At 66.5% G+C, this 16426-nt stretch carries 13 protein-coding genes and 1 pseudogene; 8 read left to right on the top strand and 6 right to left on the bottom strand.

Translation table 11 applies throughout. The annotated features are described in order from the left end of the window. Positions 1-82: 82 nt before the first annotated feature. Positions 83-1897, top strand: coding sequence for an exodeoxyribonuclease V subunit alpha (gene recD / locus ACW5E8_RS14380; protein WP_456966241.1), 1815 nt, complete (start codon positions 83-85; stop codon positions 1895-1897). A 173-nt stretch (positions 1898-2070) separates the two neighbouring features. Here recD and ACW5E8_RS14375 read toward each other — a convergent pair whose 3' ends face one another. Both ACW5E8_RS14375 and ACW5E8_RS14370 read right to left on the bottom strand, forming a co-directional pair. Continuing rightward, positions 2071-3297: a calcium-binding protein gene (locus ACW5E8_RS14375; protein WP_456966222.1), complete on the bottom strand. Its 1227-nt coding sequence runs from the start codon at positions 3295-3297 to the stop codon at positions 2071-2073. A gap of 626 nt (positions 3298-3923) precedes the next feature. Continuing rightward, positions 3924-4523: a hypothetical protein gene (locus ACW5E8_RS14370; RefSeq protein ID WP_456966221.1), complete on the bottom strand. Its 600-nt coding sequence runs from the start codon at positions 4521-4523 to the stop codon at positions 3924-3926. A gap of 249 nt (positions 4524-4772) precedes the next feature. On the opposite strand from ACW5E8_RS14370, the pseudogene ACW5E8_RS14365 reads away from it, so the two are divergent. From ACW5E8_RS14365 to ACW5E8_RS14340, 6 genes and pseudogenes are all read left to right on the top strand, one after another. Continuing rightward, a pseudogene (locus ACW5E8_RS14365) lies at positions 4773-5092 on the top strand (ATP-binding domain-containing protein); the annotation flags it as partial. Between the two features lie 157 nt (positions 5093-5249). Next, the gene (locus ACW5E8_RS14360; protein WP_456966220.1) at positions 5250-6101 is read left to right on the top strand and encodes a hypothetical protein; all 852 of its coding nucleotides are present in this window, start codon (positions 5250-5252) and stop codon (positions 6099-6101) included. A gap of 210 nt (positions 6102-6311) precedes the next feature. After that, positions 6312-6881, top strand: coding sequence for a YdeI/OmpD-associated family protein (locus ACW5E8_RS14355; protein ID WP_456966240.1), 570 nt, complete (start codon positions 6312-6314; stop codon positions 6879-6881). Between the two features lie 156 nt (positions 6882-7037). Beyond that, a complete protein-coding gene (locus ACW5E8_RS14350) occupies positions 7038-7184 on the top strand; it encodes a polyprenyl synthetase (protein WP_456966219.1) in 147 nt (48 codons plus the stop codon). A gap of 72 nt (positions 7185-7256) precedes the next feature. After that, positions 7257-9068, top strand: coding sequence for a HEAT repeat domain-containing protein (locus ACW5E8_RS14345; RefSeq protein WP_456966218.1), 1812 nt, complete (start codon positions 7257-7259; stop codon positions 9066-9068). After that, entirely contained in the window at positions 9061-10173 is a 1113-nt protein-coding gene (locus tag ACW5E8_RS14340) for an alpha/beta hydrolase (RefSeq protein ID WP_456966217.1), read from the top strand. Before ACW5E8_RS14345 ends, ACW5E8_RS14340 begins: the two co-directional genes overlap by 8 nt. Before the next feature lie 24 nt (positions 10174-10197). Here ACW5E8_RS14340 and ACW5E8_RS14335 read toward each other — a convergent pair whose 3' ends face one another. Together ACW5E8_RS14335 and dcp are read right to left on the bottom strand one after the other, a co-directional pair. After that, positions 10198-11028, bottom strand: coding sequence for a hypothetical protein (locus ACW5E8_RS14335; RefSeq protein WP_456966216.1), 831 nt, complete (start codon positions 11026-11028; stop codon positions 10198-10200). Between the two features lie 90 nt (positions 11029-11118). Next, positions 11119-13272, bottom strand: coding sequence for a peptidyl-dipeptidase Dcp (gene dcp / locus ACW5E8_RS14330; protein ID WP_456966215.1), 2154 nt, complete (start codon positions 13270-13272; stop codon positions 11119-11121). A 176-nt stretch (positions 13273-13448) separates the two neighbouring features. Between dcp and ACW5E8_RS14325 the strand changes: the two genes are divergently transcribed. Further along, on the top strand, positions 13449-13679 hold the full coding sequence (locus tag ACW5E8_RS14325) for a hypothetical protein (protein ID WP_456966214.1): 231 nt from the start codon (positions 13449-13451) through the stop codon (positions 13677-13679). Between the two features lie 66 nt (positions 13680-13745). On the opposite strand, the gene ACW5E8_RS14320 is transcribed toward ACW5E8_RS14325, so the two are convergent. Further along, a complete protein-coding gene (locus ACW5E8_RS14320) occupies positions 13746-14201 on the bottom strand; it encodes a PA2169 family four-helix-bundle protein (protein ID WP_456966213.1) in 456 nt (151 codons plus the stop codon). A gap of 141 nt (positions 14202-14342) precedes the next feature. Beyond that, on the bottom strand, positions 14343-16271 hold the full coding sequence (gene htpG, locus ACW5E8_RS14315) for a molecular chaperone HtpG (protein WP_456966212.1): 1929 nt from the start codon (positions 16269-16271) through the stop codon (positions 14343-14345). Positions 16272-16426 lie beyond the last annotated feature (155 nt).

Raw genomic sequence — 16426 nt, 5'->3', positions numbered from 1 at the left:
GGGCCTGCCCGCCGACGCGACAGCCAGCGCCGCTGACGGCTGCGATCCGCTGCCGCCCGAGCGGGGGCAAGGAACGCGCTCCATCGGCCTGCTGCAGCAACTCGCAAAGGCAGGCGCGCTGCGCACACTCGACCACGCACTGGCGCAGAGCCTGCGTCGGCTCGACCCCGACACACCGGACAGCGTGCTTGCGGCGGCGGCACTGGCCTCGCTCGCCGTTGCATCCGGCCACGCCGGCTTCGACCCGGCGGAGCCGCAGCGCCTGGTCGATGCCGCGATCAACTGGCCCACGCCCGAGGCCTGGACGGCGGCGCTCGAAGCCTCGCGCTGGGTCGCCCGCCCCGAGGCCGGCGATGCTGAATCCGCTGCCGACACTCCGCTCGTGTACGAACACGGCCTCGTCTACTTGCGCCGCTACCGCGAGTACGAGCGCCGCCTTGCCGATGGCCTGCGCCGCATCGGCAATGCCGTCCTGAACGCTGGTGCAGCGTCCAGTGATGGCGGGGACGAACAGGTCCCAGAACACCTCGCGCCCCTTTTCGCCCAACTCTTCCCCGAAGCCGCCAGCAACGACCTCCAGTCGCAGGCCGCCGCCGCCGCGCTCCATCACAACCTGCTGCTGGTCACCGGCGGCCCCGGCACCGGCAAGACCACCACCATCACCCGCATGCTGGTGCTGCTGGTCGCCCAGGCGCTAGAAGCCGGCGCCGCGCCGCCGCGCATCGCCCTGGCCGCGCCCACCGGCCGCGCCGCCGAACGCATGGCCGAGAGCGTGCGCAACGCCGTGCAGGCGCTGCCCGCGCTCGGCGTCGCCCCCGCCATGTGCGCACGGCTACCCACCACCGGCACCACGCTGCACCGCCTGCTCGGCACCATCCCCGACTCACCACGCTTCCGGCACCACGCCGACAACCCGCTGCCGTTCGACGTGGTGGTGGTGGACGAAGCCTCGATGATCGACCTGCCGCTGATGGCCAAGCTGGTCGAAGCCGTGCCCGACGGCGCGCGCCTTGTGCTGCTCGGCGATCCCGACCAACTGCCCTCGGTGGAGGCGGGTGATGTGCTGGCCGGTATTCTGCGCGCCGCAGAAGCCAGCGCGTCCGGCAGCACTTTCCCGGCGCGGCACGTCCATCTCACCCGCGGCTACCGACAGAGCGCCGCGCTCGACCTTGCGCCGCTGGCCGTTGCCGTGCGCGAAGGCGATACCGCCACAGCGCTGTCACTGCTGCGCGGCGGCGAACTGTCCGGCGTGCATTTCCACGAGGGCGATACCGACCCGCTGCAGTCGCATCGCGAGCACCTGCTTGCGCATTGGGCTTTGCTCGCCGAAGCCGGCGATCCTGCCGATGCACTTGCACGTGCCGGCCGCCTGCGCATCCTGACCGCCGTGCGCGAAGGACCGCAGGGAGCGCGGGGGCTCAATGCGCGCATCGAGGACATGCTTGCCGGCGCACGCCGCGGAGCAGGTCCCGCGTCAGCGGCAAGCCGCTACTTCCATGGTCGCCTACTGCTGATCACAGAGAACAGCTATCGGCATCGCTTGTTCAATGGCGATATCGGCATCTGCCTGCGCGACGGCAGTGGCACCTTGATGGCATGGTTCCCCGGCGACGATCCGCGCAATCCGCGGCCGTTCCATCCAGCAGCTTTGCCCGCGCATGACAGCGCGTTCGCGATGACGGTGCACAAGGCTCAGGGCAGCGAGTTCGACGAGGTGTGGCTGGTGCTGCCAAAGCGCTCCGGTCGCGTGCTGACGCGGCAGCTGCTTTACACCGGAGTGACCCGCGCGAGAAGACAATTGCGCGTATCCGGGAGCGGCGATGTTCTGCATGATGCGTTGGCGCAGTTTGCCGTTCGCTGGTCTCGATTGGAGCGGCGCTTGATCACACTCAAGTAGCCGTCGCGATCACAGCTCATCACGCTCCCACGCGCGTGGCCGGTCGACGTCCCTCCGGTTTTGAGTAGCACGACGTCATCAGGGCCCCACGGCATCGAGCGGCATGGCAGGGTTGAGCACAGATCGCGACTATCCATGGTGGCACGCCACAAACCCTGTCATATAAATAAGCGTCACATCTGCAAGACCGGTGCCTGCCGTGCCCGTTCCCTCTCCTCCAATTGCTGCTGCTCCAGGGCTTGCTGCTGCGCTAGCAATTGATCGCCAAGTTGCGCCAGTTGCTGGCCTTCCGGGGTTTGCGAGAACTCAACAGCGATCCGATCGGCCAGATCACTGTCGCCAGCCATAAGGGCGGCAATGTGGCGGTCTGCAAACGGATCGTCGGATGGTCGCGGTTGGGGCTGATTCATGCCTTGGCGATCATCTTCTATGCCGCGTTGATGGTCTGGTTCGTCGAGACCGGGTGGATGTGCTTGCGGCTGCACGCCAACCCGGCTCGGTCCGGTCAGCGTGATGCCAAGATGACCGCTTCGAAAATTTTCGATCACCAAACCTTCCCGCTGTGCCGGGTCTGTCACGCGATTGTTGGTGACGGTGAGATTGTCTCCATTGATGGTGTAAGTGAAGTGGCCATCGGCGCTGCGGTAGGTATTGGCCGGATCAGATTCCGAACGTGAGCCACCAGTCAGCTGACGTGCGTCCCAGCGCACTTCGCCCATACCGTCACTGTCCATCACCGCATCGCCTTCGCCAACGACGTAGGTGTCGTGGCCATGGCCGCCCTCCATCCGGTCGCGGCCGTCACCACCAATCAAAATGTCTTCACCACCATGAGCGAGTAGAGTGTCATCGCCTCCTTCGCCGATGAGCAGGTCGCTACTCTCTATTCCTTGCGGATTTCGCCCGCGTGCAATGCCTCGTGAGTCGATCGTGGCGGCATGGTCCTGGTCGACATCTTCCGTGGTTGTGCTGTGCTGTTCGCGCCTGAGCGCGGAGTTGCGATTGTTTGTTCTAGTACTTCCAGAGTCTATTGGGTACTGGAGATCAACTTCATCCTGATCGCGCAGGTCGCGCCCTGCATCAAGGTAAATGCGTCCGGCATCAAAATTGGCATCGGTCAGCCTGTCGGCCAAGTCTGGATGCCGCTGACGCAGTTCTCCCAGTAGCGCAGTGCGGGCGGGAGCGAGGGCATCGGCTATGTTTGGAATACTTCCGTATTCATTGACGAGCGCGGGAAAGTCCCTGTTCGCTTGCGCAAGACGGTTCCGGGCAGCAGCTTCGCCGTCGACGGTGACCCCGAAGCTGCGTTCCACACGATCAATCTCGTCGCGGTGAAGTTGGTACGTGCGATAGACGCTCTTGGCTTCGTCTGGGGTGATATTGTCCGGGTCGTCATACAAGCCAAACACCTGTGACTCGGCGAAGCGGCGTTTGCGAAGGCCCCTTCGACTTCGCTATTGCTGCCCCAGCAGTTGTAGCGCATCTGGAACCATGCTTCAGACCGGTCGCCATTACGAATCGCATCCATGACAGCGTGTTCCGGGACATTGCTCCCTGGAATGCCATTCAGCATTCCAGCGCCGCGATTGTAGGCAAGCGATACCAGGGCAATGCGCTCGTCGGATAGAGGCATCTCCAGACGGCCTGCTGGCCCATTCCTGTCGTACTCGGCCAGAGAGGCCCGGAGCAGTTGATCGGATTCGGCTTCGTTGAGTTCTCTTGTGAACGACAGGCCTGTTCTGGTCCTGTCCGCAGCTGGGGCTGCATCGATCGCAGCCAATGTGCGCCATTGTTCTCGGGTCAAATCAATGCCACTGTCGGTCCAGACAGCAACATTGTTGTCCCGGTTGAATGTGTAACCCCAGCCTATTGTCGCCCGGTTGTCGCCGATGTCCTGCGCATGCGTATGAAGTCCTTCGGAGCCGACAATCACCATGCGTAACTTGCGATCGTATTCCGTTCGGTCCAACTCCCTATAGTCCATTTTTGTCTCCGTCCTGCCGAACAAACGACTGCTCGTTACAGATCAGTTCTGCGGCTTTGTCGGAATGCCGCGGCAGTCGCTTTGTGGAGCGGCTGCGTTATCGTCCCCTGATCGCCCTGCAAGGCTCTTGGTGAGCACATCGTCCAATGCGATGATGTCTATATCGGTTTCGGCTTTGCGAATGGTGTCTCGCATTTCCCAGCGCATGCAGTCGCCATCAACGGCCGCCTTGATCAGATAGATTCCGCCGCTACGCAGGCTTTCGATGGTGAGGATGGCGGTGTTGCCGACGGCGATGCCGTGGATGATTCCACCTTCGTCTATTTGCGCCAGGCGCACTCTCGCCCCGAAGGAATCGCCACTGATCTTGTCGCCGGCTTGAGTCAGATCGATATCGAACCTGCCACAATCGGCTTCCGGCGCGGTGTTGTCGCACCACTGTACCCCCCAACTTCCGCTGAAATCGGCGCTGGCGCCAGGTTGTTGCGGGACTTCGCCTGAGTCAACCGTATGAGGGGCCGAGGCTGCATCATGGGATTGCTTGACGGCCGGTACCTGTCGAGGTGCGGATTGAGCGCACCCATTAGCTCCGAGGGTCAGGGCCAGCAGCCCTGTAGCGGCAAGCCACTTCATCTTGTCCATATGTTGTCCCTATCGTCTGCGGCGGCGACTGAGTTCTTGCTCGTCCGTTCAAGCAGCTCCGAGTCTAATCAAAGAGTGGACCAAGGTCCTGCTCGTTTCGTGTAGGAAATCCAGCCTCGTTCTGCTTCCTGCGACCCCACCGAGTTTGACTGGAACGGCGATCTGGAGACGAGTTCCAGTGCGTATCGCTATCATTCGCGCCTGAACGGAACGTCGAGCTTCGGGAACGCATTCTGGCGCTGGCACAGCGGCACGTTGATGGCGTGGTTCCCCGGCGACGACCCGCGCAGCCCGCGACCGTTCCATCCCGCTGCGCTGCCCGCGCATGACAGCGCATTCGCGATGACGGTGCACAAGGCGCAGGGCAGCGAATTCGACGAGGTGTGGCTGGTTCTGCCGGAGCGCTTCAACCGCGTGCTGTCGCGGGAACTGGTGTACACGGGGATGACGCGGGCGCGCCGAGCGCTGCACATGGTGGGAACTGCCGAAGTCATCAGCGAGGCGTTGAGCGGCACGCCGGGCGGTGGTCCGGGTTGGGCGGGCGGCTTGGTGCACTTGTTCGAACATGAGGCCAAATGGGGACTGCCTGATGTCGGGCACCGAGAAAGGTGACGCCTGCAGCCAAGCCGCTTCTGGCTAGTGCTATTGTGCCAAAAAGCCGGATTTGCAGGCGTCACTGCCGGCATTGCTCTGCCGAGGACATGCGATTCGACAGGAGGTTGTGCCATGCCTCGCAAACGCCTAACTGCACTTCAAGCCGTTGCACTGATGTTGGCGACGCTCATGGCAGCCTGCAAGCCTGCCGTTCCCAGGGAAGTGCCCGGCTTGGTCGATGCTGCTCCGGAAGGTTGGTCAGCCGAGGCTTCCTCGAACCTTGCGTCGCTCCCTCAAGTACCTGGAACGGAGCCCAATTCATGGGTTCCATATGCGGTGGAGAAGCGCATGGGAGCGGAATGGTGTCCGGAGGATCCCAATCACGAACGGGGGCGGAAAAGCGGAATTCTGAATCGGCCGTGCTTCGGCTTGCTGCCACGGCACCTTGCCGAGGTCCTGGTCGCCATCCCGGAGGGCGACATATTCCTGCCCGTCGTTACCCGGGCCCGGCATGCCCTGCTGCCCCAGAAGTACCTGGCCCTGCCCGGATATGGGGAACGTCCGGACTTCATGGCCGTTGTCGATATCCTCGAAGGCATCACGTTGCGCTCGTTCGAAGGGATTCGCCCGGCGGATACCGTATATCTGGTCGAAGGGCCATTTCGGTGTATCGATAACGATCCAGTGGCAGTTGCTGAGGGCGAGTATCTGCTGCAGACCACGGCATGCCAGGCTGCACAGGCGGATATTCGCCTTTACAAGTGGTCAACTGGTGCCGGGAGTATGGCGCGGGTGCAGACAGAGATGACGATCCGTTCGTTGAAGGGGAAAGACACCCTCCACCGGCAAGAAGCCGGCCATGACCAACCCGCACCTGACCACGCTTACGGATATCGACATCCGTATGAGTGCAGAACAGGTAATTTTGCAGTTGCGACTAGGACAACATTCCGACGCGCTTCGGCTGCTGGTTTGTCGATGTGACGCGCACGGATATGACGGATACAAATGGTTGCCGCGAAAAAAATCGCAAGCCCTAAGCCATACCTTGGATTGCCGATCGGTTTTGCACGCATACGGTTCGACATTCGCCAGTGAAGGCGGTTCAACATGTCCAGAGCTCGGCATGCCAGTGTATTGAAGTACACCTTCCCAGTGATGCGTTTGCAGTTTGGTAAGTTCACATGCGTCCCGATGCGAGTTCTGGACATGATCAAGGTCACGCCCGCAACCCTGGAATTCGAAGCAATTCTTCGCCGGCCCGCCAAGCCGAAGAACGCCACTTGGGCCTTCCTCGTCCTGCCCGAAGCCGCAAGCACCGAGTTGCCAACCCGTAGCCAGGCCACGGTGGAAGGCACCTTCGCTTCAACGCCGTTCCAGGCCACCTTGGAGCCCGACGGCAAAGGCAGCCACTGGCTGAAAGTCGACAAGTCGCTGCTCGAGGCCGCAGGCGCCCAGCCCGGCGACACGGTGACCCTGGAAATCACCCCGGTCGCCAAGCAGCCCGAACCCAAAGTCCCACCCGACCTGCGCGCCGCCCTGTCCGCCCACCCCGCCGCCAAGACCACCTGGGACGACATCACCCCCATCGCCCGCCGCGACTGGATCCAGTGGATGACCTCCGGCAAGAAGGCCGAGACCCGTGTGAAGCGCATCGCCACCGCCTGCGACCAGCTGGCCTCGGGCAAGCGCCGCGCCTGCTGCTTTGACCGCTCCGGCATGTACAGCCGCGGCAACCTCGGGCCGCCCGAAGCGGCGGACTGAGCCGACGCCGGGCTGTGGCTCTCGGCGCGTCCGCACTTCCTCCCATGCCGCACAATGCATCCCCCTCGCACCACCAGGATGTCCATGGACGCTGAAGCTCTCCTCCGCGCGGCCCTTCGCGAAGCAGGTTACGGGCCTGATGCCATTGGTTCGGCCATGCCGCAGATCATGCGCATCCTTCAGGCGGAGGACGTGCGCATCGAAGCCGGCCGCACGCTGTCGCGCAAGGAGCGCGAGTACGTGCGCGTGCAGCTGGAGCTGGGCCTCGACGTGTCCGAAATCGTGGCCGGCCTCAAGCGCTGATTCCGCTGCTCGACTGTCCCGCCCGTCTCCTGCTGGGACATACTCGGCCTGGGGATTCAGCAGGGGTCTCGAATGCGACGCTGGACGCTTGCGGTGCTGCCGTTGCTCGCCATGCTTGCCGGGTGCGGTGGCGCCCAATCGCACGAAGTCGAGAATCGTTCCACCTGGGTGCAGGCAATCCGCGACACGGCGCGGACCCAGGGAGGACCGCTGGGCGGGATGGGGCCGACCGCGGATACGCTGAAGCAAGGCGTGCTGAACCGTCAGGATGCGGTCGATGCGCTGATCCCGCTGTTGAAGGATCCCGATGAGCGTGTGGCGGAGCTGGCCGCCTACCTGCTTCGCGATGCGACGGTGATCGACCCGAAGTATCTGCCACAAATCATCGAAGGCCTTGATCGAGGCCTGGGATGGCTGCCGCCCGCGCTGGCGCGGATCGGCACGGACGGGGCGGCGAATGAAGCCGTGGACCGCTACCTGGTGTCCGACAGCGCCCCCAACAACCAGGAAGCGTACGCGCTGGAACTCCTCGGGCAGCGCGCGATCCCGTTCATCGTGGCCCGGGCGGCTTGCGACCAACCCTGTCGCGATGACACGCATGAGCTGCTGGGTGCCGTGCTGCGCCGGATGGGTCCCGAGCGCGCTGCCGCGGGTCCGGGGTTGATGCGGATCGCGAGCGATCGCAGTTCGTCGCCACAGATGGCGCAGGGTGCCCTGGGGATGATCGCGCAGCTTGGAACGGACGGACTGGCGCTGGAAGAAGACCTGCTGCGCGAACGCGGGGATGCGCCGTATCTCGCGCCCTGGATCGACCAGGCGCTGGTGGGCATCCAGTCGCCACGGGCGGGCCTGATCTTCGCGGAGCGTCTGGCCAACCAGCCCGATGCGAGAGCGTTGCGCGATCTTGCCGACGTCGGGATCGCCGGACGCGATGCCGGCCCCGCGGTGCTTGGGATCCTGGAGCGCGAGCCCGGGCTGCGTGCGCTGGCCGCCCTGACGCTCGGGTACATCGGCTACGTGCAGGCGACGCCCGCCCTGGTGGGAGCGCTCGAAGATCCGGTCGATGTCAGGGTGGCGTGGGCGGCTGCAAACGCGCTCGGCCGCCTCGGGGCAGGTGATGCGCTCACGGCGCTGGACCACACGGCCGCGGCGCACTGGTACACACCCGTTCGCGACGTCGCGCGCGAGGCGGCGGTGGCCATCCGTTCGGGCACGCCGTTTGCAGAGCGCCAGCCGGAGGACGGCTTCGCATCGGACTTCTTCGCGGTCTGGTCGATCAACCGCGGGTTGCCGGAGTGCGAACGGCGCTACGACGCCGAGCCGGAGTCCTCGCGCACAAAGCTGTACTCCGCCACGGCAAGCAGGAGGCTCGGGCAGCTGAAGTACCCGACCGAAGTCGTCAGCTACGGCGCCGCAGACGAGGAGGAGCAGAAGGAGGCGGGGGCGGACATCATCAAGGTGCATCAGGGCAACCTGATGGAGCGCCGGGAGCCAATCGAACAGACACCGCATGTCGCACTGCGCGTCGACGACGGTTGGCTGGTGGGCGGCAGCCGTGGCGAGTGGGGCGGCGAACTGATGTTCGTCGGCGACGACGGTCGATTCCAGGAGGTTCTTGGTGACAACGTGCAGGACATCCATCGCCTCGGAGACCGCATCGTCGCTACCACCGGACTCGCGCATCTCAGCCTCAACGGCGGTAGGGTCGTGGAGCTGGAGCGGCGGCCTGACGGTCAATGGCGGGCGGATACGTGGCGTGTCCTGCCAGGCGCGCCCTCGGCATCCGTGATGACCCCCGAGGGGCTGTTTGTCCCGGTCATCGGCGGCGGCGCGATCCTGATGGGGGCGGATGGCGTTATGCAGATGGCCGATTGTCATGACTAGTGGTCGTCCGCGCGCGACCCGCCGGCGCGTGCTGCAGCTGGTGCGCACCCTGTGCCTGGCTCTGCTCCTGCTGCCGTTCGGGTCCGCGACGGCGAACGAACCAGCTCCCGGTGCGCATGAGCCCGCCGCATCGCCGCCGGCCGCCACCACTGCACGGCTGCCGCTGAACCGGCGCATCGGCGTCGGCATCATCCGTGCCGCGTTCAACCGGGAGGGCGCGCGCACGCGTCGCGCGATGGCGGAGCACCTGCCCGCCGTTCCAGTCACCTCCGTCGAAGGCCTTTCCTATCGCGCTAGTGATCCAGACGCGCTGCTCGACATCCACTACCCCGCGTCCGCGGCGTCGACCGGCGCGCGCCTGCCGGTACTGGTGTGGATCCACGGCGGTGCCTGGTTGTCCGGCAGCCGGCAGGATGCGGCGCCGCTGTTCCGCCTGCTGGCCGCGGAGGGCTATGCGGTGGTGGCGCCGGACTATTCGCTGGCGCCGGCGGCGCTCTATCCGCAGCCGCTGCGCCAGCTCTCCGCGCTGCATGCCTGGCTGGAGCGCCATGCGGGCGACTATCCGATCGATCCCGAACGCGTGTTCCTGGCCGGTGATTCGGCCGGTGCCCAGTTGGCCGCGCAGCTCGCGGCGATGGGCAGCAATCCGGCGTATGCGGCCGAGGTCGGGCTGCCGGGCGTGTTTACGCCCGAGGTGCTGCGCGGGGTGGTCCTGCAGTGCGGGGTGCTCGACCTGCCGGCGCTGGTGCGGCGCGAGCGCGGCGGTTCGCGGCTGCTGGGCTGGGGCACGGGCACCACCGTGCTGGCCTATGCCGGCACGCGCGATCCGGACAGTCCGGTGCTGGCGCAGATGTCGCCGATCCTGCATCTCACCGCGGACTTTCCGCCGGTCTGGATCACCGGCGGCAATGCCGATCCGCTCACGGCCGGCCACTCCGTGGCCTTCGCCGCGCGGCTAGAGGCGCTGGCGGTGCCGGTGACCTCGCTGTTCTGGCCCGACGACCATGCGCCGGGGCTGCCGCACCTGTATCCGTTCAACCTCGACAGCGAGGAAGGGCAGGTCGCGCTCCGCTCTATGCTGGAGTTCCTGCGCAGCCGCGAGTAGCGGCCGGGCCCGTGCCCGCGGGGTTCAGCGGTACGGCCCCGGCCCACGCCACACCATCTCTCCGCGCCGATACACCTGGTGCATCGTGATGACCTCGCGCGCGTCGCCGATGTCCGCCATCTCCGGATCCTCCGGATGCACCAGGCGGCACGGTCCGGAGCCGCGGCGGAGCGCGGTCTCCAGCGGACAGACCATGTAGCGCCGCTCGCCGGGCAGGGGGATGAAGATCTCGGTCATGCCGGCGTCGCGCCATTCGCGCAGCCTGGTTTCGCCCAGCAGGTCGTAGATCACCTGGAAGCCGCCGGCCTCGAGGTTGGTCTCACCTGGGGACGGGCGATGCCTGCGCCCGTTGTCGACGGCGGCGCTGGGCGCGGTGCCGGCGTTCACGGGGGCGTGGTGTTCGCGAAGCATGCCCGGGGGCTGGCCCCAGACGTGCTGCGACTGCCGGGGCGTGGAGCGTGCGGACGCGGCAGGCGCCGGGGTTGCGTCACGCGGTGCGTCGGCGTCGGGCGGTATCGGGTCTTCGGTCTGGTCGACCTGGGTGGTCTGGAGGCGCGTCGCCGCGGGCGGCACCACCGGGTCGGGCCGGGGCGGCACGGCTTCGCGCGTGGGCGTGACGCGCGGGAACTCCGGCGGTGAGGGAATGGCGTCCTCGTTCCGGTCGATGAAGGTCACCTCGATCCGGCCGCCGCCGGCGGCGCCTTCCGGGCTCGACATCGTGACCGGCGGCGCGAACAGCGCCAGCAGCACCACCGCCAGGTGCAGCAGCGCGGTCACCAGCACGGCAATCCACGGATGCAGCCGGTCGATCAGGGGCTGGGCAGCGTCAGCCGCCGGACACACTGCGTCGCTCATGCCACGCCCACAGGAACGCACCCCGGCCGCGGCCAGGGTACGTGATGCGTCGGGACGTGATGCGGCGTCACACTGCGGATGCGGCGAGGATCACTTCAGGCCGCGATGCTCGAGCAGCGGCTCCACGCTCGGCTCCTTGCCGCGGAACTCCCGATACGCCTCCGCAAGATCCCGCGAATGCCCGATCGACAGGATCTTCTCCCGGAACACCTGCCCGTTCTCGCGCGTCAGGCCGCCGTTCTCGCGGAACCACTGGAACGCGTCATGGTCGAGCACCTCCGCGCCGAAGTACGCGTAGTAGCCGGCCGCATAACCACCGCCCCAGATGTGGCTGAAGTAGTTGGTGCGGTAGCGCGGCGGCACCGCGGCCATGTCCACCTGGTACTTGGCCAGCGCCTCGCGTTCGAACGCGTCGACGTCTTTCTTCGCGTCACCGGCCGGCAGCGTGTGCCAGGCCATGTCCAGCAGCGCGGCCGACAGGTACTCGGTGGTCGCGTAGCCCTGGTTGAAGGTGCGCGCCTTGACGATCTTCTCCACCAGTTCCTGCGGCATCGGCTCGCCGGTCAGGTGGTGCTTCGCGTAGTTCGCGAACACCTTCGGGTCCAGCGCCCAGTGTTCGTTGAACTGCGAAGGGAACTCGACGAAGTCGCGCGGCGTGTTGGTGCCGGCGACGCTCGGGTAGGTGGTCTTGGAGAACATGCCGTGCAGGGCGTGGCCGTACTCGTGGAAGAGCGTGGTCACGTCGTCCCAGCTCAGCAGCGCGGGCTGGCCGGCGGCGGGCTTGGTGTAGTTCTCGACGTTGTAGATCACCGGGATGTCGCCGGTCAGGCCGTTCTGCTCGACGAAGTTGCCCATCCAGGCGCCGCCCTGCTTGCTCTCGCGCTTGAAGGGATCGAGGTAGAACAGGGCGAGCTGGGTGCCGTCGGCGTCGAAGATGTCGAACACGCGCACGTCGGGGTGGTAGACGGGGAGGTCCGTGCGCTCCTTCGCGGTGATGCCGTACAGCTGTTCGGCGGCGAAGAACACGCCGTCCTTCAGCACGCGGTCGAGTTCGAAGTAGGGCTTGATCTGCTCGGCGTCGAGGTCGAACTCGGCCTTGCGCACCTGCTCGGCGTAGAAGTCCCAGTCGGCGGCGCCGGCGGTGAAGCCGCCACTCTGTTCGTCGACCACGGCCTGGATCCGGGCCAGCTCCGCGCGCGCGCGCGCGGTGGCGGCGGGCACGGTGTCGGTCAGCAGCTTGAGCGCGACCTCCGGCGTGCGCGCCATCTGGTCGGCGATGCTGTAGGCGGCGTAGTTGGGATAGCCCAGCAGTTCGGCCTTGCGCGCGCGCAGTTCGGCCAGGCGCTGGATGGTGGCGCGGGTGTCGTTGGCGTCGCCCTTCTCGGCACGGCTGAGCGATGCGGCGATCACCTGCTCGCGCAGGCCGCGGTCCTTCAGCGATACCAATACCGGCTGCTGGCTGGTGTTCTGCAGCGCCAGCAGCCACTGGCCGTCCTTGCCGGCGGCCTTGGCGGCTTCGGCGGCGGCGGCGATGCCGGCGTCGTCCAGGCCATCGAGCTTCTTCACGTCATCCACCAGCACGCCACCCGCATTGCCTGCAGCGAGCAGCTTGTTGGAGAACGCGGTGGTCAGCGAGGACTCTTCGCTGTTGAGCTTGCGCAGCTCGGCCTGCCTGTCGGCGTCGAGCTCGGCGCCGGCGCGCACGAAGTTGTCATGGGTGCGCTCGAGCACGGTGACCTGTTCGGGGGTGAGGCCGAGTTCGGCGCGTTGGCCGTACAGGGACTTCACGCGTGCGAACAGCACCGGGTCGAGGTGGATGGCGTCGGCATGTTCGGCCAGCTTCGGCGCCAGCGCTTCTTCGGCGGCCTGCAGCGTGGGGTTGGTGTTGGCCGAGGTCATGGAGAAGAAGAGCGTGGCGCTGCGGGTCAGCAGGGCGCCGCTGCGCTCCAGGGCTTCGATGGTGTTGGCGAACGTCGGCGGCTCGGCGCTGTCGGCGATGGTGCGCACTTCGGCCAGGTGCTGGCGCATGCCTTCTTCGATCGCCGGCTGGTAGTGGCTGTCCTGGATGCGGTCGAACACGGGTGCCTGGAAGGGCAGCGTGCTGGCGACGAGGAGCGGGTTCTCGCCCTGTGCGGGCGTGGCGGGGACGGCGGCGGTATCGGGCATCGGGGACTCGGTGGCGGGGCGGTCGCAGGCGCCAAGGGCGAGGGCGATCGCGGAAGACAGCAGCAGGGTACGCAGCATGGGATGGGGTTCCGGGTGGGGTGGGACAAGGGCGGAGGCCAGCCGGTGCGGCGTGCGCGCCGGGCATCCGTCGCAGTATCCGGCGTTTCGTCGCATTCCGCTTGCCGGCGGAGGGCACCGGCGGCACCTTGGTGGCTGTCGCGCGTATGGCGCGGGATCCCTTGCGAGGACCGACCATGAAAACCCTGACCATCCTGCTGCTGTGGTGCCTGCTGTTCGTGCTGTGCTGGCCACTGGCGCTGCTGGCCCTGGTGCTCTGGCCGCTCGCGTGGCTGGTGCTGCTGCCGTTCCGCCTGGTCGGCATCACCTTCGCCGCGCTGTTCGCGTTCCTGTATGCGGTGCTGACGCTGCCGGCGCGCCTGCTCGGCTGGCGGCCGTCCGGCGGCAGGGCCGCAGCGACGGCCTGACAGGCAAAAAAAGAGCCCCGGAATAACCGGGGCCGGGTCCATGGCGGCGTCCTGCCGCTGCGAGCCTTAGCGCGCGTCCTTCATCGCAAGCTTTCGGTTGCGCATGATGTCGTGGCATTCCTGCACGCGCGGCATGTGCTTCTGCGCGGCTGCGCGGGCGGTGGCCGGCGTATCGGCATCAGCCACGGTGTCCTTGAACGCGTTCAGCAGGCGGTCTTCGACCTCTTCCAGCTGCGCGACGTAGGCGTAGTTGGTGTCGCCCAGCGCGGCGCGCACCTTGCCGTAGGCCTGCTGCATGGTGCCGACCATGGTGCCGTGGTCGGCGGGATTGCCGCCGGCCGCGGCCACGTCGGCGCTGAGTCCGGTGACGATCTCGCGCTTGTGCCCGGCCATCTGGCTGAACAGCGAGGACAGCTCGGTGTTGTCCACCTTGCCGGCGGCCTCGGTGTAGAACTCGGCGCCGTCGCGTGCGATCTCGATCAGGTCGTTGAGGGTGTGCTGGATCTTCTTCTCGGTATTCATGGGGAACCTCGTTCGAAAGTGCAGCCACTTTCGGGGTTCGGCCATGAAAGCCGCGTGGAATCGCACAGGTGTTCGCACCTGCACGCAACGCGCAGTGGGGTTTGTGCACGCCCCGTGGAGGCACGCGGCGTGCACGGTGGCTCAGCCTGCAAGCAGCCGGTTCATGCGCTGCACGAACGCGGCCGGGTCCGCCAAGGGTGCACCGGCCGAGAGTTCGGCCTGCTCCAGCAGCAGGGTGGCCAGGTCGGTGGCGCGGGCGTCATCGGCCTCGCCCTGCAGCTTGCGGACCAGCGCGTGCTGCGGATTGATCTCAAGCGTGGGCTTGTTCTCCGGCACGTCCTGGCCGGCCTCGCGCAGCAGGTGCGCGAGGTGCGGGGCCATCTCCCACTCCGACATCGCAAGGCAGGACGGCGAATCGGTCAGGCGCGCCGACACCCGCACATCCTCCACGCGCCCGTCCAGCAGGCCCTTGATCCGCTCCAGCAGCGGCGCGGCGGCGCCGGTGGCGTCTTCGAGCTTCTGCTTCTCCGCTTCGTCCATCGGCAGCTCGCCCTTGGCGACGTGGCGCAGCGGCTTGCCGGCGTACTCGCGGAACTGGCCCAGCATCCATTCGTCGATGCGGTCGGACATCAGCAGCACTTCGATGTCCTTGGCGCGGAAGGCTTCCAGCTGCGGGCTGCCGGCGGCGGCGCGGTAACCGTCGGCGGTGACGTACCAGATCGCATCCTGGCCCGGCTGCATGCGGCCGACGTAGTCATCGAGCGACACGGTCTTCTGCTCGCCATCGCCCTTGGTGGAGGCGAAGCGCAGCAGCTTGGCGATGCGCTCGCGGTTGGTGGCGTCTTCGACGATGCCTTCCTTCAGCGTGTTGCCGAAGGCCTTGAGGAAGGCTGCGTACTTTTCGGGTTCGTCGCGCGACAGCTTCTCGATGAGATCAAGCACGCGCTTCACGCAGGCGCCCTTGATGCGCTCGAGCTGGCGGTTGTGCTGCAGGATCTCGCGGCTGACGTTGAGCGGAAGATCGTCGGCATCGACCACGCCGCGCACGAAGCGCAGGTAGTTGGGCAGCAGCTCTTCGGCTGCGTCCATGATGAAGACGCGCTTGATGTAGAGCTTCAGGCCCTTGCGCTCGTCGCGGCCGCCCATCATCAGGTCGAAGGGCGGCTGCGCCGGCAGGTACAGCAGGGTGGTGAAGCTCTGGCTGCCTTCGACGCGGTTGTGCGTCCAGGCGGCGGCATCGTTGAAGTCGTGGCCCAGCGACTTGTAGAAGTTCTGGTATTCCTCGTCGCTGATGTCCGACTTCGGGCGGGTCCACAGCGCGGAGGCGTCGTTGACGGCCTCCCACTCGGGTGCGGCGTCCGCCTTGGCCGCGCCGTCGTCGCCATCGCTCCCGTTGTCCGCGTCCGAACCCTCGTCGTCCACCGCCGCGTCCTTCGGCATTCGGATCGGGAAGGCGACGTGGTCGGAGTACTTGTGGATCAGCGAGCGCAGGCGCCAGGGCTCGAGGAACTCGTCCTCGTCGGCCTTCAGGTGCAGCACCACGGTGGTGCCGCGCTCGGGCAGCTCGACGTTCTCCAGCGTGTACTCGCCACGCCCGTCGCTCTCCCACTTCACGCCGGCCTCCGGCGCGGCGCCGGCGCGGCGGGTCAGCACGGTCACGCGATCGGCGACCACGAAGGCGGAGTAGAAGCCCACGCCGAACTGGCCGATCAGTCGCGCGTCGGCCTTCTGCTCGCTGCCCATGGCCTCGAGGAAGCGGCGGGTGCCGGAGCTGGCGATGCTGCCGATGTTGGCCACCACCTCGTCGCGGTCCATGCCGATGCCGGTATCGCGGATGGTGATGGTGTGGGCGGCCTTGTCCCAGCTGACGTCGATCCGCAGCTCAGCGTCGCCGGCCAGCAGGTCCGGCTGGGCGATGGACTCGAAGCGCAGCTTGTCGCAGGCGTCGGAGGCGTTGGAGATCAGCTCGCGCAGGAAGATTTCCTTGTGCGAGTACAGCGAATGCGTCACCAGGTGCAGGACCTGGGCGACTTCGGCTTCGAATTTGCGGGTTTCGGTGGCGGTGGTCATCGGGTCTCAAGAACATGATCAGAGAGCCCTTCGATATGCGAGCGGCGGTGGCGATTTCAAGCGCTCCGGGCCGAGAACAGGTTCTTCCTGGAGGGCCCCGCCGCGGCCGGGAGGCCTTCGCGGCTCATGTCCCCCGGCATCCGCCTGGCGGCGGA

The organism is Luteimonas sp. A649, from assembly GCF_054072735.1.
Note: the sequence above shows the minus strand (reverse complement) of the source record. Positions and strands in the feature narration are given on the sequence as shown.